Source organism: Streptosporangium sp. NPDC049644 (assembly GCF_040675205.1).
Taxonomy (GTDB): domain Bacteria; phylum Actinomycetota; class Actinomycetes; order Streptosporangiales; family Streptosporangiaceae; genus Streptosporangium; species Streptosporangium fukuiense.
Genome location: NZ_JBFAOJ010000069.1, coordinates 25,049 through 47,549, shown reverse-complemented (window position 1 = coordinate 47,549; position 22,501 = coordinate 25,049). Strand labels below are relative to the sequence as shown.

Here is a 22,501-nt window from a genome sequence, read left to right as displayed (position 1 = left end):
AAGGTTAGTGCCGAAAGCCGGACAACGGCCGGGGACGGCCCCGGCGCAGCGGAGGGGGCGAAGCAATCGTGGGCACGGAGAGAGTCGAGCCGGGCGCGGACGAGCAGGTGGCGGCGGAGACGACTCCCGAGCGGGACGGTGCGGTCGACTGGAAGAGGTCCGGTCAGTACGAGGACATCGTCTACGAGACCGGCGAGGGCATCGCCAAGATCACGATCAACCGTCCGGAGCGGCACAACGCGTTCCGCCCGACCACGCTCTTCGAGCTCAAGGAGGCCTTCAACGCCGCCCAGGAGGACTCCGAGGTCGGTGTGATCATCTTCACCGGCGCGGGCGACAGGGCCTTCTGCTCCGGCGGCGACCAGAAGATCCGCGGTGACGACGGCTACGTCGACAAGTCCACCCCGCACGTGGGCAGGCTCAACGTGCTGGACCTGCAGGTCCAGATCCGCCGCTGCCCCAAGCCGGTCATCGCGATGATCGCCGGTTACGCCATCGGCGGCGGCCACGTGCTGCACGTGTGCTGCGACCTGTCCATCGCCGCCGACAACGCGGTCTTCGGCCAGACCGGTCCCAAGGTCGGCTCCTTCGACGGCGGCTACGGCTCCTGGCTGCTGGCCGAGACCGTGGGCCTGAAGCGGGCCCGCGAGATCTGGTACCTCTGCCGCCAGTACGACGCGCAGACCGCCCTGGACTGGGGTCTGGTCAACGCGGTCGTCCCGCTCGCCGAGCTTGAGGCCGAGACGGTCAGGTGGGCCAGGGAGATGCTGGAGAAGTCGCCGCTGGCGCTGCGCATGCTCAAGGGCGCGCTGAACGCGGTGACCGACGGCGCCGCCGGGATGCAGCAGTTCGCCGGCGACGCCACCCTGCTCTACTACATGAGCGAGGAGGCGCAGGAGGGCCGCGACGCCTTCAAGGAGAAGCGCGCCCCCGACTTCGGCAGGTTCCCGCGCCGCCCCTAGGGGCAGCGAAGATCCGAACGGGGCCGGTCCCGAGGCGCGCCGTCCCGCGTAGGCGAGGTCGGTTTCGCGCGCCTCGGGATGGACCTACCCCCGGGTGCGGAGTTAAGGAGGCGATGCGTGAATCCCGCGACCGCGCTCGCGACCGTGCTGGTCGACGAGCTCGCCCGCTGCGGTGTCACGGACGTGGTGCTCGCGCCGGGGTCGCGCTCGGCGCCGCTCGCCCTCGCCGTGCACGCCGACAGCCGTATCCGGCTGCACGTGCGGGTGGACGAGCGCTCGGCCTCCTTCCTCGCGGTGGGGCTGGCCCGCCGCAGTGAGCGGCCGGTCGTGCTGATCTGCACCTCCGGCACCGCGGCGGCCAACTTCCATCCGGCCGTCATCGAGGCGCACGAGTCGGGGGTGCCGCTGCTGGTGCTCACCGCCGACCGCCCGCCCGAGCTGCGCGACACCGGCGCGAGCCAGACCGTCGACCAGATCAAGCTGTACGGCACGGCCGTCCGCTGGTTCAGCGAGGTCGGCGTGCCCGAGGAGCGGCCGGGGCAGGTCGCCTACTGGCGGTCGCTGGCCTGTCGCGCCTACCAGCGCGCGCTGGGCCCCTACGACCCGGGCCCGGTCCACCTCAACGTGGCCTTCCGGGAGCCGCTGATCCCTGACGGCGACCTCTCCTGGTGCGAGTCCCTGGAGAGCGACGCGCCGGGGCCGTGGATCCGCGCCAGAGTGGGCTCCCCGTCGGTGGCGCTGCACCTGCCGCCGACCCGGCGGGGCGTGCTCGTCGTCGGTGACGGCGCGACCAACGTGCGCCGATACGTGGCGGCGGCGGGCATGGCCGGGTGGCCCGTCCTGTCGGAGCCCAACGGCGGTGCCCGCTACGGCGACCACGCGATGTCCACCTACCACTTCCTCCTGGGCACCCCGGAGTTCGCCGACCGGCACCGGCCGGACGTGGTGGTCACCCTGGGCCGTCCCGGGCTGTCACGGCCGCTGCTCAACTGGCTGAGTCACGCGGACGAGCACATCGTGGTCGCCGCCGACATGACCCGCTGGCCCGACCCGACCCGCTCGGCCACCCAGGCCGCCCAGGTGGTGGAGATCCCGATCCCGGCGGGCGACGACACGTGGCTGCACTCCTGGCGTCGCGCCGAGACGGCGGCCAGGACCGCGATCGACGACGTGCTGGACGGGGCCGGGCTCAGCGAGCCGCGCCTGGCCCGCGACCTGGTGGACGCGCTGCCCAACGGGTCCCTGCTGTTCTCCGGCTCCTCCATGCCGATCCGCGACCTGGACCAGGCGATGCGCTCCCGGCGGGGACTGCGGATCCTGGCCAACCGGGGAGCGGCGGGAATCGACGGCGTCGTGTCGACCGCGATGGGTGCGGCCCTCGCCCACAACGGCCCCTCCTACGCCCTGATGGGCGATCTGACCTTCCTGCACGACCAGAACGGGCTGGTCCTCAGCCCTCGCGAGCCCCGCCCCGACCTCTGCCTGGTCGTGGTGAACAACGACGGCGGCGGGATCTTCTCGCTGCTTCCCCAGGCCACGCTCCGCGACCCCTTCGAGCGGATCTTCGGCACCACGCACGGGGTGGACCTGGGCTACGTGGCAGCCGCCACCGGCACGCCGTACACCTTCGTGAACGAGCCGGGCCAGCTGGTGAAGGCGCTGCGCGGTGAGGGGCTGCGCATCGTCGAGGTGCGGACGGAGCGGGAGTCCAACGCGATGCTGCACGGCATGATGCGCGACGCGGCCCACGCCGCCGTCCGCGAGGTCATGTCCTGACGCTCCCTCCGCCCGCACCCGCGTCGGTGTACGGCGAGATCAGGTGATGTCGCGGCGGAGCGTCAGCGCGCGGGCGGCCAGCACGATCACCACGACATAGCCGGCGAACAGCAGCCCGCCGCCCCAGGCGGGCAGCAGCTCACCGCCCCGCATGTTCATGCCGCCCAGGGCGCGGGCCGCCCCGGTCGGCAGCCACCGGCCCAGGCCGGGCAGCGGCATGGTGAGCAGGTAGTCGGCGTACATGAACCAGGCCAGCGCCACCGCCACCGCCGCGACCTGGTTGCGGAGCAGAGCTCCGAGGCCCACTCCGAGCAGGCCGTACAGGACGACACTGAGCACCGAGCCGAGCAGTACCACCGGCACCCGTGGAGTCCAGGCGGGATGACCGGCCAGGCCGAGCATGACCAGGCCCGCCGCCGGCGTGACCAGCGCCGACACCGTGCCGACACCGTGCCGACGAGCAGCCCGACGATCCCGTACGCGGCCAGCTTCGCCCCCACCACCCTCTCCCGCCGGGGGGTGACCAGGAACTGCCAGGTGATCGTCTGGTGGCGGTTCTCCCCGGCCATGCCCAGGACACCGAGGATCAGGGCGAAGACATAGGACTGCTGGGCCATGTTGTAGACGTTCTCGATCTGCGGCGCCGTCGCGCCGCCCGACTCCGCCGTCGCGACCATCAGCCCCGCCCAGAGTACGCACAGCGGGGGGCCAGCGCGACGAGGATCCAGGTGACGCGGCTCGCGCGGGCCTTGAACAGCTCGGCGCGGATCAGGCGGCTCATCCGGTCACCTTCACCAAACACCTACAGCGCGGAAGCCCGGTCCTTCAGGGCCGGGAGGAAGCACAGGGCAGTGAGTCACGCTGCCGACGACGCGGTCTGAACCGTACCTGCCAGGTACGGCGAGGAACTGCAAGCTCGGTCCCTTCAGGGCCGAGAAGCCGACGGCATGTGAAGACGATCAGGGAGCACGGAGCGGCACTCGCCGAGGCGCGGGCGGGCGAGGCCGTGCTCGCTGAGCGGGCGCGGCTGGCCAGGGAGGTCCACGACATCCTGGCGCACTCGCAGTCGGCGCAGATCGTCCATCTGGAGGGTGCGCGGCTGCTGCTGGAGCGGGGCGACGATCCGGCGGCGGCGCTCGACCGGGTCGAGCGGGCGGTGCGCCTGGCGCGGACCGGGCTGGAGGAGACCCGCCGGGCGCTCGACGGGCTGCGCGGGGAGGAGTTGCCGCTGGCCGAGCGGCTGGAGCGGCTGGCTGTGGAGTTCCGGTCGGTGACCGGGGCGCCCTGCACGGTCTCGGTCACCGGGAGCCTCGACTCGCTGGAGGCCGGAGCCCGGCTGGCGGTGGCCAGGACCGCCCAGGAGGCACTGACGAACGTGCGCAAGCACGCGCCGGGCGCCGCGGTCTCGGTGGCGCTGCGCCGCGTCGAGGGCTGGTGTGAGCTGGAGGTGTGCGACACGGGTGGCCCGCCGGGCCGGCTGTCGTCATCGGGGGGAGGGGACGGGCTGGTGGGGATGCGCGAGCGGGCCGAGCTGATCGGCGGGTCACTGGCCGCGAGGCCGGGTACGGAGGGCTTCAGGGTCCTCCTGCGGGTCCCGGCGTGAGCCGCTCACGGCGCGATGCCGTCTCGGGGGTGGGCACCGCGCCGTGGACGGTTCACGCCGGTGCGGGCCCCGATGCGGGGGTGGGGGAGGCGGCGCGTGGCCGCGGCACGGTTCCACCTCGGCGGGGAAGACGCCACAGAGCACGGGCGGAGTCGAGGGACGCGGGGGTGTCGAGGTGACCGTGCGGGTGCTGGTGGCCGACGATCAGACGGTGGTGCGCGAGGGGCTGGTGCTGCTGCCCGGTGTCGAGGTCGTCGGCGCGGCGGCCGACGGCGGGGAGGCGGTCCGGCTCGTCGGTGAGCTCGGGCCCGACGTGGTCCTGATGGATCTGCGGATGCCCCGGATGGACGGGGTGGAGGCGACCCGCAGGATCAGGGCGGCTCACCCGGAGGTCCACGTGGTGGTCCTGACGACGTACTCCGACGACGAGTCGGTCTTCGCCGCGCTGGGTGCCGGGGCGCGGGGCTACCTGACCAAGGACACCGACGCCGAGTCCCTGGCCTCGGCCATCGCGACCGTGGTCGAGGGACAGGCCCAGTTCGACCCCGGCATCCAGCGGCGGCTGGCCGAGGCGGTGACCGTGAACCGCCGCGCGCCGGACCTGCCCGACGGGCTCACCCGCCGTGAGAGCGAGGTGCTACGACTGATAGCGGTGGGCCATTCGAACGCGGAGATCGCCGGAGCGCTGTTCGTCTCCGAGGCGACGGTCAAGACCCACATCAACAACCTCTTCGCCAAGGCGGGGCTGCGGGACCGCGCCCAGGCCGTGACGTACGCCTTCCGGCACGGGCTGGGACCTGAGTGACCATGGCGGTGTGGGTGGGGCAGGGGGCGGGGACGTGCCACGATGGCGACCGGAGATGCCGGGCGCGGACCCCTGGCTTCAGCTATGGGGGTAAGCCCGGCGCGGGAAGGCGCTCCAGCGCCTGAGCGTGGTTTGACCGGAACCGGCTGCGTCAGCTCACCACGCGCCGGTACAGTCAGTCGCGGTCGAACGCGTGAGCGATAACCAAGCTCGCAACCTTGGCCGTTACTCACCGCCGGGAGGGCGGAGCCCGCGTCACCCGGAACGGGATCGTGGGCTGGGGCGTGGAAACCCGCCTAAACGGGGCCGGAAGGTGAACCGCCAAGCAACAGCGTCGCGACCATGCGCAGAGCCGCACGGTTGGGACGGCTGGAATCCCCGGATTCATCCGTGGGGAGCGCTTCAAGACTGTCAGATCTGGGGATGTGAGGGCGCCGTCCCGAGAGGCACGGTGAGCGGGTAAGGATCCACTTCGCGGGTACCCGTTGAAGGGAAGTGCCATGCCATCGGATGTCACCTTGAAGGCCCATGAGACGGTGGCGGGTTTCGGCGCCTACGCCGAGGCCCAGCGTGCCGTGGACCAGCTCTCCGACCAGAAGTTCCCGGTCGAGCACGCCCTGATCGTCGGAGTCGGACTCCGGCTCGTCGAGAGGGTGCTCGGGCGGCTGACCTACCTTCGCGCCGCGTGGATGGGGGCCGGTGCCGGTGCCTGGTTCGGCCTGCTGATCGGCCTGTTCTTCGCGATCTTCACTCCGGGGCGCTTCCCCTTCGTCCTGGTCCTGTGGGGCCTGATCTGGGGGGCCGTGGCCGGAGCGATCTTCGGACTGATCGGTCACGCGCTCACCGGGGGCAAGCGTGACTTCCTTTCGTCGAGCTCGATCGTCGCCGACCGTTACGAGGTGCTGGTGGAGAGCCCGTACGCCGCCGAGGCGCGCAGGCTGCTCAACGTGGGCATGCCCCCGCAGATGCCACAACAGATCTGATCGGCGCTCCCTGAGCAGGGCCCGCGCCGGCGTGCCGTGCCCGCCACCTGGATCACCGGACTCACCGGGGCGTGGAGCGGCCGGGCCCGAGGATCGGGGCGGCGATGCCGTCATGTCCACAGGAGATCAGCATGCCTAAAACAGTTGGAATCGACCTCGGCACCACCAACTCGGTGATCGCCACGATGGAGGGCGACAAGCCCACGGTGATCCCCAACGCCGAGGGGGTGCGGACGACGCCGTCGGTCGTGGCGTTCACCGAGAACGGTGAGCGCCTGGTCGGGCAGCTTGCCCGCCGTCAGGCGATCCTGAACCCCAAGGGAACGATCTACTCGGCCAAGCGCTTCATCGGCCGCCGCTACGACGAGGTCACCAGCGAGCTGAACGCCGTCTCGTTCGACGTCGTCCCAGGTCCGGACGGTGCCGTCCGCTTCAAGATCCACGAGAGGCTGTACGCGCCGGAGGAGATCGCCGCGGCCGTGCTGCGCAAGCTGGTGGACGACGCCTCGAAGTTCCTGGGGGAGAAGATCACCGAGGCGGTCATCACCGTGCCCGCGTACTTCAACGACTCCCAGCGCCAGGCCACCAAGGACGCGGGGAAGATCGCCGGCCTGGAGGTCCTGCGGATCGTCAACGAGCCGACCGCGGCGGCTCTCGCCTACGGCCTCGACCGCAAGGAGAACGAGACCGTGCTCGTCTTCGACCTGGGCGGCGGCACCTTCGACGTCAGCATCCTCGCCATCGGCGACGGCGTCGTCGAGGTACGGGCGACCGCGGGCGACACCCATCTGGGCGGTGACGACTTCGACCGGCGCATCGTCGACCACCTCGCCGACGAGTTCCAGCGGGACAACGGCATCGACCTGCGCCAGGATCCCCAGGCCCTGCAGCGGCTCTTCGAGGCCGCGGAGAAGGCCAAGGTCGAGCTGTCGGCGGTCAGCCAGACGCAGGTCAGCCTGCCCTTCATCACGGCGGACGCCTCGGGCCCCAAACACCTGAACGCCACGCTGCGGCGCTCCACCTTCGAGGAGATCACCGCCGACCTGCTCGAACGGTGCAAGCCCCCCATCCAGCAGGCCATGGCCGACGCCAAGCTCACCGCCGACGACATCGACGAGGTGATCCTGGTGGGCGGCTCGACCAGGATGCCCGCGGTGCAGAGCCTGGTGCGCCGCATGACGGGTGGCAAGGACCCGAACATGACGGTCAACCCCGACGAGGTCGTGGCGCTGGGCGCGGCGGTCCAGGCCGCCGTCATCAAGGGCGAGCTGAAGGACGTCGTGCTGCTGGACGTGACGCCGCTCTCCCTCGGCATCGAGACGCTCGGCGGGGTGATGACGAAGGTCATCGAGCGCAACACCACCATTCCGGCCCGCCGCTCCGAGGTGTTCAGCACCGCGGAGGACAACCAGACCGCCGTGGACGTCGCCGTGCTGCAGGGCGAGCGCGAGCGCGCCGCCGACAACCGTTCCCTCGGCCGGTTCCGGCTGGAGAACATCAGGCCCGCTCCGCGCGGCGTGCCGCAGGTCGATGTGACCTTCGACATCGACGCCAACGGGATCCTGAACGTCTCGGCCAAGGACAAGGACACCGGCGCCGAGCAGCGCATCACGATCAGCGAGAGCTCGAACCTGGACACCGGTGAGGTCGAGCGGATGGTCGCCGACGCCGAGCGGCACCGCGAGGAGGACCAGCGGATGCGGCAGGTCATCGACGCGCGCAACGAGCTCGACAGCGCCGCCTACCAGGTGGAGCACCGCCTGGCCGAGTTGGGGGAGTCGGTGCCCGTCCATGAGAAGGCGCGGGGCGAGATGCTGGTGAACGACGCCCGCGAGGCGATCAAGCAGGAGGCCCCGCTCGACCGGGTCCGCTCGCTCACCGCCGAGCTCCAGCAGGTCTACCATAGCCTCGGCGCGTCGGCCTCCGGCGCCTCCGGCCCGGGGAAGGGCACGACCGGGGCTCCGGGCGGTCAGGCGGGTGCCGGCGGGAACGACGACGTCATCGACGCGGAGTTCACGACCGATGAGTGAGACAGCCGGGCAGGGCGGCCACGTCCCTGGTCGTGAGCCGGATCCGCGGGCCCAGGGCCGGCCCGGCGCCGAGGGGCCGGGCAAGGACCGGGACCGGCCAGGCGGCCAGGAGGAGCACGGCGGGAAGACCCATGCGCAAGAACGGCGCGGTCAAGAACAGCACGGTCAAGGACCGCATGCCCAGGAGGCGCGCGGGGAGCCAGAGGCCGCCCCGGCCGCCGACCTGGCGGCCCGGGTCGAGGAGCTCCAGGCCCTGGTGAGCGACCTGCAGGACCGCTGGCGGCGCGCCCTCGCCGACCTTGACAACCTGCGCAAGCGCGTCAGCAGGGACACCGGGCGGATGCGGGAGGAGGAGCGGGCGCGGGCCGCCACCGAATGGCTGCCCGTACTGGACAACCTGGACCGCGCGCTGGAGCACGCGGAGACCGACCCCGCCTCCATCGTCGACGGGATGCGGGCGATCAGGGACCAGGCGCAGGAGGTGCTCTCCCGCCTCGGCTACCCGCGCCGCGACGACGTCGGCGCCGCCTTCGACCCGGCCAGGCACGAGGCGGTGGCCGTGCTCCCGCGGGAGGGCGTGCCCGACGGCACGGTCCTGCAGGTGGTGCGGCCCGGCTACGGAGATGGCGAACAACAGCTACGGCCCGCGCTGGTCGTGGTGGCCAAGGGGGACTGATGCCCCCCGAGCGCGACTTCTACGAGATCCTCGGGGTGCGGAGGGGCGCGAGCCAGGAGGAGATCCAGCGCGCCTACCGCAAGCTGGCGCGGGTCAACCACCCCGACGTCAACAAGGACCCGGCCGCCGAGGACCGCTTCAAGGAGGTCTCCGAGGCGTACAGCGTGCTGTCCGACCCCGCGACCCGGCGCCGCTACGACGCGTTCGGGCCGAACTTCCGCCAGGTGCCCGAGGACGTGGACCCCGAGGCATGGGCGCGCGCCCAGGGCCGCCGTACGCGGGCCGGCGCGGGGGCGGGCCGTGCCGGCGGGGGCAGGGCCACGGGGCAGGCCGGTTTCGGGGAGGGGATCGACCTCGACGACCTTCTCGAAGGGCTGTTCTCCGGACGGGGAGCGCGGGGAGGCAGGGCCGGCGGAGGCTGGGGGCCGATCCCCGGCGCCGACCAGGAGGCCGAGATCGAGCTGAGCGTCGAGGACGCCTACCGGGGCGGCCGCCACTCGATCACCGTCGGTTCGCGCACGCTGCGGGTCGAGATTCCCGCGGGCGTCTCCGAGGGGCAGCGCATCAGGCTGGCCGGGCAGGGCGGAAGGGGCGGCGACGGGGCACCCGCGGGCGACCTCTACCTGATCGTCAGGATCGCGCCGCACCCCCGGTACCGGGTCTCGGGGCGAGACATCCACGTCCTGCTCCAGGTCACCCCGTGGGAGGCGGCGCTCGGCGCCACCGTCGCGATCGACACCCCCGCAGGCGAGGCCAAGGTCAAGGTGCCGGCGGGCACCTCCAGCGGCAAGCGGCTGCGGCTGCGCGGCAGGGGGATGCCCGGTCCCCAGAACAAGGCGGGCGACCTGTACGCCGAGGTGCGGATCATGGTTCCGGCCCGGCTGTCGGAGGAGGAGCGGCGGCTGTTCGAGCAGCTCGCCGCTGTCTCCACGTTCGATCCGAGGAGACGGCGATGACCCATCCCTTCCCGGAGCGCAGGCCGCCCCACCCGGGGGCGCGGCCCTCCGGCCCGCGGGGGGCGGCCTCGGCCGGGGGCTCCGTCTCCCGCCCGGGGAGGGCGTCGGGCGGAGTGGAGCGGACCTATCAGCTCACCAGGCCCGAGCGCCTGGATCTGGAGACGTTCGCCAGTGCGACGGGGACCCACCCCGAGCTGGTGCGACGCCTTGTCAGGCTGGGCCTGCTCGAGGCCGGGACCGACTCCGCCGGGCACCTGTGGTTCCCGCCTCCCGAAGTGCTCACCATGGCGCGGATCCGGCGGCTGCGGGCCGGGTTCTCGATCAACTACGCCGCGCTCGGCCTCGTGCTCGACCTGCTGGACCGCATCGCCCAGCTGGAGGCCGCCCAGCGTGGGCGTTCCCGACTCACCGGAGGCTCGCCGTGGACATGAACCAGCTGACCCAGAAGTCGCAGGAGGCGCTGCACGACGCGCAGACCAAGGCGCTGCGCTTCGGGCACACCGAGGTGGACGGCGAGCACCTGCTGCTGGCGCTGCTCGACCAGCCGGAGGGGCTGATACCCCGCCTGCTCTCGTACGCGAACGTCGACACCGACAGGCTCAGGGACGATCTGGAGGCGGAGCTGGGCCGCCGCCCCAAGGTGAGCGGCCCAGGTGCCGCGCCGGGTCAGGTCTATGTGACGCAGCGGCTCTCCCGCCTGCTGGACGCGGCCAAGCGGGAGGCCGACCGGCTCAAGGACGAGTACGTGTCGGTGGAGCACCTGCTCATCGCCCTGCTGGAGGAGGGCAGTTCGAGCTCCGCCGGGAGACTGCTGCACGATCAGGGGCTGACCAGGGACGGCTTCCTCAAGGCGCTCACCGCGGTCCGCGGCAACCAGCGGGTGACGTCCGCGATGCCCGAGGTGGCGTACGAGGCGCTGGAGAAGTACGGGCGCGACCTGGTGGCCGACGCCCTGTCGGGCAAGCTCGACCCGGTCGTCGGGCGCGACGCCGAGATCCGCCGCGTCGTGCAGATCCTGTCCCGCAAGACGAAGAACAACCCGGTACTGGTCGGTGACCCCGGTGTCGGCAAGACCGCCATCGTGGAGGGCCTCGCGCAGCGGATCAGCCACGGGGACGTGCCGGAGGGACTCAAGGGCAAGACGGTCTTCAGCCTCGACATGGGCTCGCTGGTGGCCGGGGCGAAGTACCGGGGCGAGTTCGAGGAGCGCCTCAAGGCCGTGCTCAACGAGGTCAAGGCCGCCGAGGGGCGGATCCTGCTCTTCGTCGACGAGTTGCACACCGTGGTGGGCGCCGGAGCGGCCGAGGGCGCCATGGACGCGGGCAACATGCTCAAGCCCATGCTGGCCCGCGGCGAGCTGCACATGATCGGGGCGACGACCCTCGGCGAGTACCGCAAGCACATCGAGAAGGACGCCGCGCTGGAGCGCCGGTTCCAGCCGGTGATGGTCGACGAGCCCTCGGTCGAGGACGCCATCTCCATCCTGCGCGGCCTGCGCGAGCGCCTGGAGATCTTTCACGGGGTGAAGATCCAGGACAGCGCGCTGGTGGCCGCCGTCGTGCTGAGCCACCGCTACATCTCCGATCGCTTCCTGCCGGACAAGGCCATCGACCTGGTGGACGAGGCGTGCGCGATGCTCCGCACGGAGATCGACTCGATGCCCGCCGCGCTCGACGAGCTCACCCGCAGGGTGATGCGCCTGGAGATCGAGGAGGCCGCGCTCGCCAAGGAGGAGGATCTCGCGAGCGGAGTCCGCCTGGAGGAGCTGCGCGCGGAGCTCGCCGACGTGCGCGCCGAGGCCGACGCCATGCGGGCGCAGTGGGAGGCCGAGCGGCACGCGCTACGCGCGGTCCAGAACCTGCGCGAGGAGATCGAACACGTACGCGCCGACGCCGATCGGGCCGAACGCGACTACGACCTCAACCGTGCCGCGGAGCTGCGGCACGGCAGGCTGCCCGACCTGGAGCGGCGGCTGGAGGCGGAGGAGGAGCGTCTGCTCGCCAAGCAGGGGACGGCGCGCCTGCTGCGCGAGGTCGTCACCGACGACGAGATCTCGATGATCGTCTCCCGGTGGACGGGCATCCCGGTGAGCCGCCTGCAGGAGGGCGAGAGGGAGAAACTCCTCCGGCTCGACCAGGTCCTGCACGAGCGGGTGATCGGCCAGGACGAGGCGGTGCGGCTGGTGGCCGACGCCGTCATCCGGGCCCGTTCCGGCATCAAGGACCCGCGCCGCCCGATCGGGTCGTTCATCTTCCTGGGACCGACGGGCGTCGGCAAGACCGAGCTGGCCAAGGCGCTCGCGGAGGCGCTCTTCGACACCGAGGACAACATGATCCGCATCGACATGAGCGAGTACCAGGAGCGGCACACCGTCAGCCGCCTCGTCGGCGCGCCCCCCGGCTACGTGGGGTACGAGGAGGGCGGCCAGCTGACCGAGGCCGTGCGGCGCAAGCCGTACTCCGTGGTGCTCTTCGACGAGGTGGAGAAGGCGCACGCGGATGTCTTCAACACGCTGTTGCAGGTGCTGGACGACGGGCGGCTCACCGACGCGCAGGGCAGGACCGTCGACTTCCGCAACACGGTCCTGATCATGACCTCCAACATCGGCTCCGTCTACCTCCTCGAGGGCGTCACACCGAGCGGAGAGATCGAGGAGGAGGCGCAGCAGCGGGTGATGGCCGAGCTGCGCGCGCACTTCCGCCCCGAGTTCCTCAACCGCGTCGACGACATCGTGATCTTCAAGCCGCTCACCATGGAGGAGATCGAGCGCATCGTCGGCCTGATGTTCGCCGAGCTGCGGACCCGTCTCGAACAGCGGGGGATCCGGCTGGACGTCACCGAGGCGGCGCTCAGGTACATCGCCGAGCGCGGCTACGACCCGGTCTACGGCGCCCGCCCGCTGCGCCGGTTCATCTCCAGGGAGGTCGAGACGCGCATCGGCCGCGCACTGCTGTCCGGGGAGGCGTACGAGGGGGGCGTGGTCCGGGTCGACCTCGCCGAGGGGGAGCTCGACGTCACCTACCGATGAGGAGAACCGGCAACGTCACCAGATATCGTGCGATGCCGGAACTGCGGGAAGGGGAGCCGGACCCCCACGGTCGCGGCGCGGCGACCGCGGCAGCGCGCCGTCCCGGATCGCCGAGGCGGTCGAAAGCCGCGGGGGAGAAGCGACGGTGGCCCGGCCGATCCACGAGCACCTCGCCAGGGAGACGGCCCAGGTGAACCGCGTCCGGGAGGGGCGCTCAGGGGTCTTCGCGGAGGTCTCGGTGGCCGTGGTGGACGCCCTCCTCGGCGGAGAGCCTGGCCAGCTCGACCCGGGAGTGGATGCCCAGCTTGCGAAAGACCTGCCGCAGGTGGAAGGCGACCGTGTGCTCGCTGATGAACATCTGCTCGGCGGCGTTCCGGTTCGTCAGCCCCTGGGAGACCAGGTCGCAGACGGCCTGCTCGGTGCCGGTCAGGCTGGCCCATCCCGAGGTGGGATGGGCGGTCCTGACCCAGTGGCGGCGCCGCTCGCCCAGCAGCCGCAGCCTGCCTCGTACCCGGGCGGCGTCACGGACGGCCCCCATCGCGCCGTAGCAGGCGAGCGCGATCTTGAGGTTCTGCACGGCCGGGTCCCGGCAGCCGTCGTCCGCGCCGAGCAGCACGCCCAGATCCTCCGCCGCCGACCCCCTGGCCCACGGATCGCCGTGCCCGGCCACCGCGCGGCCCAGCGCCTCGGGGTCGCCCTCCCGCAGTCCACGGGCGTGGTCGGCGGCCACCGACGGGCTGGGCAGGCCGGGGCTGCGCCGGGCGATGCCCTCGGCCGCGTCGACCACGGCGTCGGCCCGGTGCCGCTGACCCGTCGCCATGGCCAGCCGCACCAGCCAGGCCGCGGCGGTGGGCTCGCTGGTCAGCGCCCCGGTGTGCCGGGGAAGCGCGTCGTACAGCCCGCCGAGCGAGCTCATCCCGCCCGTGGCTCCGTCGCGCGCCTCGTTGATCCGACCGGCCACCAGCTCCGAGCGCAGCCACGTGCGCGGGGGCAGACCTCGCGCCGCCCCGACCAGGTTCCTCTCCATGTACCTGACGGCCCCCGGCAGGTCGCCCGCCCGCAGTGACGCGGTGCCGAGCACCGACAGGGCCGAGGAGGCCGGTAACGGGGCGCCCAGGATCCCGGCGGCGGCCAGAGCGGCCTCCGCGTGCTCGATCGCGCTGCCGAGCCTGCCCGCGGCCAGGTGCAGGCGGGCGCGCAGGACGGGGATCTCCGCGGCCCAGGCCGGTTCGCCCTCGGCCTCGGCCGCGGCGATCTCCGTCGTGGCCTCCGCCTCCTCCAGCAGCCAGAGGTCGATCAGCATCGAGGCCAGCACGGCCCGGGGCTGCTGCCGCCGCCGTCCACCGGCCGGTTGCTCCACGGCCTCACGCGCCAGGTCCAGTCCGTACGAGAGCCTGCCCTCGTCCCAGGCCAGCAGGGCCAGGTCCGTCAGCGTCCCGGCGCCGCCGCCCCCGGTCAGACGGGCCGGGCGGGGCCGGGCGGCGCGCTCGACCTGTTCGCGCAGCGCTCGCCGCACCGGTTGGGGCACCCTCTCGACGACCGAGCGCCACAGCAGTTCGTGCCTGAACGCCAGCTCGTCGGGGGTGGTGACGAGCACGCCCGCGGCCAGGGCCTCCTCCAGCGCGGGAAGCAGTGCGGCCGGGGTCTCGCCGAGCATCTCGGCCGCGTACGCCGGTGAGAACGAGCGCCCGAGCACCGCCGTGGCCTCCAGCAGGTACCTGGTCTTGGCGCCGAGCTCGTTCAGCCGCCGCCGGACGGCGGTGTGCACCCGCAGGGGCAGCTCGGCTCCGGCCGGAGTGGTCTCGGCCAGCCGGGCGACGCCGTCCCGCACGAGGACGGCGCCCTCCTCGCACAGTCCGGTGAGATATTCCGACAGCAGCAGCGGGTTGCCGCCGGCCTGTGCGGCCAGTGCCGCCAGATCCTTCCCGGGAGCCGCGCCCAGGATGTCGGCGCAGACCTCGGCGACCGCGCCGTCGTCGAGCGGGCGCAGTACGGTCCGGGTGGCCCCCTCCTCTTCGAGCAGGTCGAACAGCCGTCTGGCGTCGCCGCGCGCCGGGGTGCTGCGGCAGGCCAGCAGCCATGCCACCGGCCGTTCGGCCAGCCGCGAGGGCAGTGTGCGCAGGGCCATGAGCGTGGCGGGATCGGCCCACTGCAGATCGTCCAGGGTGACCAGCAACGGCCCCGCGCCCAGCCTTCTCTCCAGCGAGGTCCTGACCTGCTCGGCCAGCCAGAGCAGCAGGCCGGGACCGTCGGGGGCGGCGTTCCTGGCCACGGCCAGGGGTGCCGGGGACTCCTCCAGGGCCGACAGCAGCGGCCCCAGCGGTGTCAGCCGTCCCAGTTCGTCGGCCCGTCCGCTCGCGACCGCCGTCCCCCGCGCGGCCGCGAGACCGGCCGCCTCGCCGAGCAGCAGCGTCTTGCCTATCCCCGGCTCGCCCTCGACGAGCATGACGTTCCCTGTCGTGGACGCGACGCCTTCCAGCAGGGCGAGGACCGCCGCCTGTTCATCTCTCCGGCCGCGCATCGTCTTGTCTCGGATCTGGGGTCATACGCCAGGCTTTCTTAGCGGTGATTACCCGTATGACATCCCCATCGGGCGAAATGCCATGCGGTGGATGCTCCCGACTACTGGTTGTTTGATACAGATTTGACCTTTAAGTACGACTTCTAATCGTTCTGGCCGATGCCCGCCGAGCGCGATCACCGCGTGCGTTCCGTACGGGTCCCGCCCCCGGCGGGGATCGGAACGTCCTGACGAAAAACGGCCGAGGCTCGCGGAGACGCCCGCCACGTGGGTAGGGGGGTGCCTTCTCGTACAGGATGGGAGCCGGGGCGGCTTCCGGCGCCGGTCTGCGGGCTCACCGGATCCTTGCCGTCCGGCCCGCTCCCGAGAGCGTCGACGACCGGCGCGGCCCGATCGCGCCAATGGAGGAAGCATGGATCAGAGCACCTCGACAGAGCTCTCAGCCGTCGCGGTCGAGGCCGCCCGCGCGGCGGGCGACCGGCTCCGCAAGGCGTTCAGGTCGCGTCCCGCGGTCGAGACCAAGAGCGACTTCCACGATCCGGTGACCGAGCACGACCGCGCCGCGGAGGAGATCATCCGGGAGGTCATCGAAAGGCGCGTCCCGGGCAGCACGGTCATCGGCGAGGAGGGCGGCAGCGAGGGGTCCGGTGAGATCCGCTGGTACGTCGACCCGATCGACGGGACCGCGAACTTCGCCGCCGGGCTGCCCTTCTTCTGCGTGTCGATCGCCGCCGCCGCCGGGGACGAGGTGGTCGCCGGGGTGGTCTACGACCCGGTGCGCGACGACGAGTTCCGGGCCGACCTGGGCGGGGCCTGGTGCAACGACGTGCGGTTGCGCAGCGCCGGCGCCACGCGCGATCGGGAGGCGATGCTGCTGACCAGTTATCCCACCCCCCGTGAGCTGGCCGACGGCGGGGAGGAGGTGCTGCGCCAGTTCGGCCGGATGCTGGCGTCGTTCGCCTCCACGCGCCGCCCGGGCAGCACGGCGCTCAAGCTGGCCCATGTCGCGGGAGGGTGGGCGGACGTCGCCTACGGCAGTAGGGTCAGCCCATGGGACGTGGCGGCGGGGTCGCTGCTGGTCCGGCAGGCGGGGGGAGTGTTCATCCCGCTGGACGGATCGATCTTCGAACCCGGCGGCTACCTCGCCCATGTCGGCGGGTTCGATCTGGCGGGATCGGTCATGAGCGATCTGGTTCCCCCGGGCCGCTCGGCCTGAACACGGGCGAGGGGAGACCCGCGTGGTCCACGAGCAGGCGTCACCGCATTACCTATTGATCCTGTAGGAAATACAGGTAACATGATTGTCTCGCCGTACGAAGGAGCCGCCATGAGCCTGGAGTCGGGGGCGAAGAGCCCGCTGGCCACCGCGGTCGGGGCCGCGCGCTGGATCCGCTCGGCGGCCGTGGACGACGAGCGGGGACGGCACTGGCAGGCCAACCCCGACCCCCGGGGCCGGGCCGCGATGCCCGACCACCCCCTGTCGTTGTACTCGGGGGCGGCCGGGATCATCCTGTTCTTCCTGGAGCTCGCCGCCGCCACGGGTGAGGAGGGCTACCTGGACGACGCCGCGGCCGGGGCCCGCTATCTCGCCGCCACCTGGCGGGAGCAGGCCGATCTCTCCCTCCACCACGGTCTGGCCGGGGTGATGTTCGCCCTCGCCGAGGCCGGATGGGCCACCGGTGAACGGGGTTTCGAGGTCGAGGCGGGCGCGGTCGCCGACCGCATCGTGCGCAGCGCCCGCCCCATCGACGGCGGCCTGGGCTGGACCGGTGACCCCGCCCAGCGCGGCGACGGCGGGATCATCCTCGGCCTGCTGCACGCCGGGGGCATCCTGGGGGTGCCCGCCTACCAGGAGATCGCCGTCGAGGCCGGCGCCCGCATCGCCGCACTCGCCGTCCCCGGCCACCGCTTCGGCGAGGGCGCCTGCGCCGACCTGCCGCTGGACGCGGTCACCCCGGGGTTCCTGTCCGGCACGGCCGGCACCGCCTTCCTGCTCGCCCGCCTGTACGGCGTGACCGGCGAGACCCGCTTTCTCGACGGCTCTCGCAGGGGGGCCGACTTCGTCCGCGCGGTCAGCGCCGTGACCGAGCGGTGCGCGCTGGTGCCGCACCACATCCCGCAGGGCCGCGACCTGCACTACCTGGGCTTCTGCTCCGGCTCAGCGGGGGTCGCCCGGACCTTCTACGAGCTGTACCGGGTGTCGGGTGACGCCGGAGACCTCGACTGGGTCGAGCGGCTGGCCAGGGGGATCGTCAGCAGCGGCGCCCCCGCCGGCCAGAGCGGTGGCCACTGGAACTCGGCCTGCCAGTGCTGCGGCATCGCCGGGCTGGTGGAGCTGTTCGTCGGGCTCTGGGCGGCGACCGGCCGCCCGCAGCACCTGGAGTTCGCCCGCACGCTGGGGGAGAACCTGACCGGCCTGGCCACCGGCCACGACGGCCGGGGCTCTCGCTGGTACCAGGCCTACCGGCGGCTGCGTCCCTGGGAGGTCACCGCCGACACCGGCTACATGGTCGGCGCCGCGGGCATCGGGGCCGCGCTCCTGCACCTGGACGCCACCGCGCGCCCGCAGGAGGCCCGGCGGCTCATCCTGCCGCCGGACAACCCGTTCCCCGCCATCCCGCTGCCGAGCGCGACGCTCCGCCGGTCCTGAAGAGCGTGGAAGGCGCGTCGCCGGTGAACCGGACGATCATCGCGGGGGAGCACGGCTCGGGCCCGCGTACCTCCCCCCACCCTGTACGGTCGGCATCGAGGTCTTCGCGGGTCCCGGCATCACGGTCCCGTCCCCTGGCGCGCACGGCATCCGGACCGTGTCACCCCCGCGCGCCCGATCGTGCCGGTCCGGCCGTGGAGGGACGGCGGCCGCCGCGCCTCCCACGCCGGAGGCCCGAGAACGACGCACCCTTTGGCCGTCAAGGGGTGACAAAACTCGTGACCATGATTGGTGATTCTCCGTGAGTGCCACCCAGGGCCTGCCTAATCTCGGTGTCGTGACGATCGAGGATTTTCTTCCCGACCCGGGCCGTTCCACAGTCGCGATCGAACCGGCCCGGCCGGGCGTGGGCAACTGGGCCGGTGCGCCGAGCGCCGTGGCGAGCGACGGGCTGATCTATCTCGCCTACCGGCTGCGCCGCCCCGTCGGTGAGGGCCGCGGCTACGCCGTCGCCGTCGCCCGCTCCACCGACGGCGAGCGGTTCGAGACCCTGCTCACCATCGACAGGCGGGAGATGGACACCGAGTCACTGGAGCGGCCCACCCTGGTCCGCACACCGGAAGGGCGCTGGCGGCTCTACCTCAGCTGCGCCACCTATGACACCAAGCACTGGCGGGTCGAGGTGCTGGAGGCCGACGACCCGTCCGGGTTCCGCGCCTCGCAGCGGCAGGTGGTGCTACCCGGCGATCCGAAGACCGGCGTCAAGGACCCGGTGATCGTGCGGCGGGGCGACGTGTGGCATCTGTGGGCCTCCTGCCACCCCCTGGCGGAGGACGACGAGGCCGACCAGATGGTGACCGACTACGCCACCAGCGCCGACGGCATCGAGTGGACCTGGCAGGGCACCGCGCTCAGCGGCCGGCCCGGAGACTGGGACGCCCGGGGGGCGCGGGTGGCGGCGGTCCGCTTCCTCGGGGAGCAGGTGGTGGCCTTCTACGACGGCAGGGCCACGGCGGCGGAGAACTACGAGGAGAAGACCGGTGTCGCGGTCGGCACCGACCCGGCGGAGCTGACCCCGGTCGGCGCCGGGCCGGCCGCCCTCTCGCCGCACGCGGGCGGTGGCCTGCGCTACCTGGACATCGTGGACCTGCCGGAGGGCGGGCGGCGGCTCTACTACGAGTACACCCGCGCGGACGGGGCGCACGAGCTCCGCACCGAGCTGCGCTGAGCACTGAGCTGCGCTGAGCACGGCCGCCGACCTGCGCGAGGTCATGGCGATCACGCCCCGGCCGGGCACGGTGAGGTCCGAACGGTGAGGCCCACGAGCCCCGTACCGGGCGGTGCCGCCCGGTACGGGGCTCGGGCGCGCACCGACGAATCGGGGACTCCCGGAAGGGGGAACAGGGATAACACCCGCACGGCGACGTGGCGGCTCGCCGACCTCGCGGCGAATGGTCAAACCTGGGGGCGGCCGTTGCGGGCCTGGCGCTGGCCGTTGGGGCGGATGCCCACCAGGCCGCCGGAGCGCTCGCGGGGGCGGAGCCAGTCGCTGAAGTCCTCGCCGGTCACCCTCTGCAGCAGTGCCACGTCCTGGGTGAAGTGGGAGATCAGTTTCTCCCGCTGGTCCCAGGTCAGCGGCTGGCGGGAGCGGGCCCGCCGCTGCAGCGTGCGCTCCAGTGGATCGGTCAGCGCCACGCTCACCCGCGACGGCAGGAACCGTCCCACGGACGACCCCACGCGCAACGCCCGCGACAGCATCCGGTGTCCGCGGGTCGGCTCCGGATGGGCGGTCACGTTCTCCCGGGGGACCTCGGTGACGACGCCGGTCTCCACGCCGAGGAAGCGGCAGATCCGGTCCAGCGTGTCGGCGGGCCGGTCGACCAGGTCGCGGTAGCGGTAGACGAGCACCTGCTCGCGGGGGAACAGGGTGAACAGGTGTTCCAGCTGCCTGCCGTACCTGCCGAGCCCCAGGTAGTGCCAGAACGGCGCCCAGCCGGCCGTGACCCTTCGTTCCTCCTCGGCGCAGGCCTCCAGCACGTCGCCGATCGGCTCCAGTCCGGCCGACCACAGATGTGTCCAGTTGGAGTGGGCGCGCTCCACCGGGTCGCGCAGCACCACGATGAGCCTGGCGTCGGGGATGGTCCTCCTGATGCGCCGCTGGGCCGCCAGGTCGTAGAGGTAGAACGGCGTGGACTCGCCGGTGAGCGTTCCCGGCGGTGCCGCGTCGAACAGGGCTTCGTAGTCCTCGCGCCGCCAGACGTGCTCGCGGTAGGTCTGGACGTCGCCCGGGCCTCCCCTGGTGGGAGGGGGGCCATCACTGAGGAAGAACTTCGGCTCCTTCACCGGGGACATGAACAGCTCCGGGTGCCGGGCCAGTGCGGCGTGCAGGGCGGTGGTCCCGGTTTTAGGGGCACCGATCGTGAGGAAATTCGGCAGGGGCATCGTTATTACCCTCAATCCCTACTATTATTATTGGTAAATATAACCCCTTTCCCGGTGAAGGCAAGCGTCCCACCGCGGGGTCGTCGTGCCCGAAAGGCCTGCCCCTTGGCGGGAGTTCCAGTCGCCGACGCCTGATCCCCAGCTCATGGGAGGTGAGTCGCGCTGTTTCATGCAATGAACGCCAGGTGCTTCTCTGCTATTTCGACGTCGCGAGGGGGTTTTTGTTGCGTTGTAAATAAACGCGGCGTCCGTTCCGTATTCCGATCCTGATGCGGCCCGCCGGACTCCCGGAGGGCGGGCGAGCGCGGTCCCGGGCCCCTTTCCGCGGCGGCGATCAAGCATCGGGCCATCCGCCGCGAGGGCTTCGGCATCGGGGCGCCTCCTGGGCGGCCGGAAACGCGTGCGCGAAGGAGCGAACCGGGAACCCCGCCGATACCCTTGCCGAATGCCCGACCCGTATCTGACTCCGCGGAACACGACAGAGCACGAGATCGACATAAGACGCTCCCGTTTCCTGTGCGCCGTCGGTCAGGTCGCCTCGGAGGAAGAGGCCAGGGAGTTCATCGCCGGCCGCAAACGGCTGTACGGTGACGCCACGCACAACTGCTCGGCCTACGTGATCGGTGGCGACCGCCGCATCCAGCGGGCCGACGACGATGGTGAGCCCGGTGGCACCGCGGGCACCCCGATGCTGGAGACCCTGCTGCGCAGGGGCGTCGCCGACGTGGTGGCGGTGGTCACCCGGTACTTCGGCGGGGTGAAGCTCGGTGCGGGAGGTCTGGTCCGCGCGTACGGCTCGTCGGTCGGCAAGACGCTGGATCTCACGCCGCTGGTCGAGATGGTGCCCGCAAGGGTCATGACAGTGACCGTGGACCACGTCCAGGCCGGGCGGCTGGAGAACGACCTGCGCATCTCGCCGTACGAGGTCAGGGAGGTCCGCTACGGCGCGGAGGTCGGCTTCCGCGTCGCGGTGCGTGAGCGTGACCTGGCCGGCTTTCCCGGCTGGGTCGCCACGCTGACCGCGGGCCGCGCCAGGATCGAGCAGGGCGAGACGGTCCATCTCAAAAACAGCTGAAATGGTGCCGGACCGTATAAGAGTAAAGATACCCAGACGTCCCCCGCATGGGCTCAAACCACTTTTCGGCGGCGGTCAATGTGGGATAGGTCACAGTTGGGGGTGGCGAGCCTCGCCGGAGGGCGGGTGCGCCCGCCCTTTCCCGGGCCGTGACGGCCGCTGCCCGCCGCACTCGTCCGGCCGGCCAACACCCACCCTGACGTGCGAGAACCCCGGAGATTTCGTGATCGCCGCGATGGGGTTCCAGGCACCTGTGGTTTTCCGCAGCCGAACCCTGTGGCGTGCACGAGGCGGGAACGGGCGCATTCCTCATCCACGCCCTATCCAACTCTCCGTAGCCTTGTCCCTATGAGTTCACCGAATCTCGACGGAGTCGCCGGATGGGCGATCAACCTTATGGAAACCCTGGGTGCGCCAGGGGCGGGGCTGGCGATCGCACTTGAGAACCTGTTCCCGCCGCTGCCCAGTGAGGTGATCCTGCCGCTGGCCGGGTTCACCGCGAGCAAGGGGAACATGGGGCTGTTCGACGCCGTGCTCTGGACGACCCTGGGATCGGTGATCGGCGCGCTGGCGCTGTACGGGGTCGGGGCCGTGCTGGGCCGCGAACGCGTGGTGTTCATCGCCTCCAAGCTGCCGCTGGTCAGCGTCTCCGACATTGAGAAGACCGAGGCGTGGTTCGCCAAGCACGGAAGGAAGACCGTCTTCTTCGGCCGGATGATCCCCATCTTCCGGAGCCTCATCTCGATCCCGGCGGGGGTCGAGCGGATGCCGATCCTCGTCTTCACCCTGCTCACCACCCTGGGCAGCCTCATCTGGAACACGGCGTTCGTGATGGCGGGGTTCCTGCTGGGAGAGAACTGGTCGCTGGTCGAGGACTACATGGGGATCGTCTCGAAGGCCGTGCTGGGCATCGTGATCCTCGCCGTGCTGGTCTTCGTGGTCGTCAGGCTGTCCGACAGGCGCAAGGGCAAGCACCACGCCTGACCGTGAACCC

19 protein-coding genes are annotated in these 22,501 nt (G+C 71.8%); 16 read left to right on the top strand and 3 right to left on the bottom strand.

Features of this window, described 5'->3' with window-relative positions; all coding sequences use genetic code 11:
• Window positions 1-107: 107 nt before the first annotated feature.
• Together menB and menD are read left to right on the top strand one after the other, a co-directional pair.
• Entirely contained in the window at window positions 108-962 is an 855-nt protein-coding gene (gene menB, locus AB0J58_RS30855) for a 1,4-dihydroxy-2-naphthoyl-CoA synthase (protein ID WP_051752699.1), read from the top strand.
• Window positions 963-1,079: 117 nt separating this feature from the next.
• Window positions 1,080-2,738, top strand: a complete 1,659-nt coding sequence (gene menD / locus AB0J58_RS30850) for a 2-succinyl-5-enolpyruvyl-6-hydroxy-3-cyclohexene-1-carboxylic-acid synthase (protein ID WP_364222327.1) — start codon at window positions 1,080-1,082, stop codon at window positions 2,736-2,738.
• A 39-nt stretch (window positions 2,739-2,777) separates the two neighbouring features.
• Here the strand turns inward: menD and AB0J58_RS30845 are convergent, their stop codons facing one another.
• A complete protein-coding gene (locus AB0J58_RS30845) occupies window positions 2,778-3,176 on the bottom strand; it encodes a hypothetical protein (protein ID WP_364222324.1) in 399 nt (132 codons plus the stop codon).
• A gap of 12 nt (window positions 3,177-3,188) precedes the next feature.
• Between AB0J58_RS30845 and AB0J58_RS30840 the strand changes: the two genes are divergently transcribed.
• The 9 genes from AB0J58_RS30840 to clpB all read left to right on the top strand — a co-directional run bounded on the left by AB0J58_RS30840 (window position 3,189) and on the right by clpB (window position 12,819).
• Window positions 3,189-3,341 (top strand): hypothetical protein, encoded by a 153-nt coding sequence (locus AB0J58_RS30840; RefSeq protein WP_364222321.1) that lies wholly within the window; start codon window positions 3,189-3,191, stop codon window positions 3,339-3,341.
• 346 nt (window positions 3,342-3,687) lie between these two features.
• Window positions 3,688-4,341, top strand: coding sequence for a histidine kinase (locus AB0J58_RS30835; protein WP_364222318.1), 654 nt, complete (start codon window positions 3,688-3,690; stop codon window positions 4,339-4,341).
• A 175-nt stretch (window positions 4,342-4,516) separates the two neighbouring features.
• Complete coding sequence (locus AB0J58_RS30830) at window positions 4,517-5,146, top strand: response regulator transcription factor (protein ID WP_364222315.1); 630 nt, start codon at window positions 4,517-4,519, stop codon at window positions 5,144-5,146.
• 500 nt (window positions 5,147-5,646) lie between these two features.
• A complete protein-coding gene (locus tag AB0J58_RS30825; RefSeq protein ID WP_364222312.1) occupies window positions 5,647-6,129 on the top strand; it encodes a general stress protein in 483 nt (160 codons plus the stop codon).
• Window positions 6,130-6,260: 131 nt separating this feature from the next.
• Window positions 6,261-8,159 carry a molecular chaperone DnaK gene (dnaK, locus tag AB0J58_RS30820; RefSeq protein ID WP_364222309.1) on the top strand — a complete coding sequence of 633 codons (1,899 nt, stop codon included), beginning with the start codon at window positions 6,261-6,263 and terminating at the stop codon, window positions 8,157-8,159.
• Entirely contained in the window at window positions 8,152-8,835 is a 684-nt protein-coding gene (locus AB0J58_RS30815; protein ID WP_364222307.1) for a nucleotide exchange factor GrpE, read from the top strand. Before dnaK ends, AB0J58_RS30815 begins: the two co-directional genes overlap by 8 nt.
• Window positions 8,835-9,791, top strand: coding sequence for a DnaJ C-terminal domain-containing protein (locus tag AB0J58_RS30810; protein ID WP_364222304.1), 957 nt, complete (start codon window positions 8,835-8,837; stop codon window positions 9,789-9,791). Before AB0J58_RS30815 ends, AB0J58_RS30810 begins: the two co-directional genes overlap by 1 nt.
• Window positions 9,788-10,222: a chaperone modulator CbpM gene (locus AB0J58_RS30805; protein ID WP_343978299.1), complete on the top strand. Its 435-nt coding sequence runs from the start codon at window positions 9,788-9,790 to the stop codon at window positions 10,220-10,222. The genes AB0J58_RS30810 and AB0J58_RS30805 overlap by 4 nt, the downstream gene beginning before the upstream one ends.
• Complete coding sequence (clpB, locus tag AB0J58_RS30800) at window positions 10,213-12,819, top strand: ATP-dependent chaperone ClpB (RefSeq protein ID WP_364222300.1); 2,607 nt, start codon at window positions 10,213-10,215, stop codon at window positions 12,817-12,819. The genes AB0J58_RS30805 and clpB overlap by 10 nt, the downstream gene beginning before the upstream one ends.
• A gap of 214 nt (window positions 12,820-13,033) precedes the next feature.
• Here the strand turns inward: clpB and AB0J58_RS30795 are convergent, their stop codons facing one another.
• Window positions 13,034-15,340, bottom strand: coding sequence for an AAA family ATPase (locus AB0J58_RS30795; RefSeq protein ID WP_364222297.1), 2,307 nt, complete (start codon window positions 15,338-15,340; stop codon window positions 13,034-13,036).
• Window positions 15,341-15,752: 412 nt separating this feature from the next.
• Between AB0J58_RS30795 and AB0J58_RS30790 the strand changes: the two genes are divergently transcribed.
• The 3 genes from AB0J58_RS30790 to AB0J58_RS30780 all read left to right on the top strand — a co-directional run bounded on the left by AB0J58_RS30790 (window position 15,753) and on the right by AB0J58_RS30780 (window position 19,218).
• Window positions 15,753-16,556: an inositol monophosphatase family protein gene (locus tag AB0J58_RS30790; RefSeq protein ID WP_364222294.1), complete on the top strand. Its 804-nt coding sequence runs from the start codon at window positions 15,753-15,755 to the stop codon at window positions 16,554-16,556.
• A gap of 111 nt (window positions 16,557-16,667) precedes the next feature.
• Entirely contained in the window at window positions 16,668-17,990 is a 1,323-nt protein-coding gene (locus AB0J58_RS30785) for a lanthionine synthetase LanC family protein (RefSeq protein ID WP_364222291.1), read from the top strand.
• A 337-nt stretch (window positions 17,991-18,327) separates the two neighbouring features.
• A complete protein-coding gene (locus AB0J58_RS30780) occupies window positions 18,328-19,218 on the top strand; it encodes a hypothetical protein (protein WP_364222288.1) in 891 nt (296 codons plus the stop codon).
• A 227-nt stretch (window positions 19,219-19,445) separates the two neighbouring features.
• On the opposite strand, the gene AB0J58_RS30775 is transcribed toward AB0J58_RS30780, so the two are convergent.
• Entirely contained in the window at window positions 19,446-20,432 is a 987-nt protein-coding gene (locus AB0J58_RS30775; protein ID WP_364222285.1) for a sulfotransferase, read from the bottom strand.
• 445 nt (window positions 20,433-20,877) lie between these two features.
• Between AB0J58_RS30775 and AB0J58_RS30770 the strand changes: the two genes are divergently transcribed.
• On the top strand, window positions 20,878-21,507 hold the full coding sequence (locus AB0J58_RS30770; protein ID WP_364222283.1) for a YigZ family protein: 630 nt from the start codon (window positions 20,878-20,880) through the stop codon (window positions 21,505-21,507).
• 348 nt (window positions 21,508-21,855) lie between these two features.
• A complete protein-coding gene (locus tag AB0J58_RS30765; protein ID WP_364222280.1) occupies window positions 21,856-22,491 on the top strand; it encodes a DedA family protein in 636 nt (211 codons plus the stop codon).
• The last annotated feature ends 10 nt before the right edge of the window (window positions 22,492-22,501 follow it).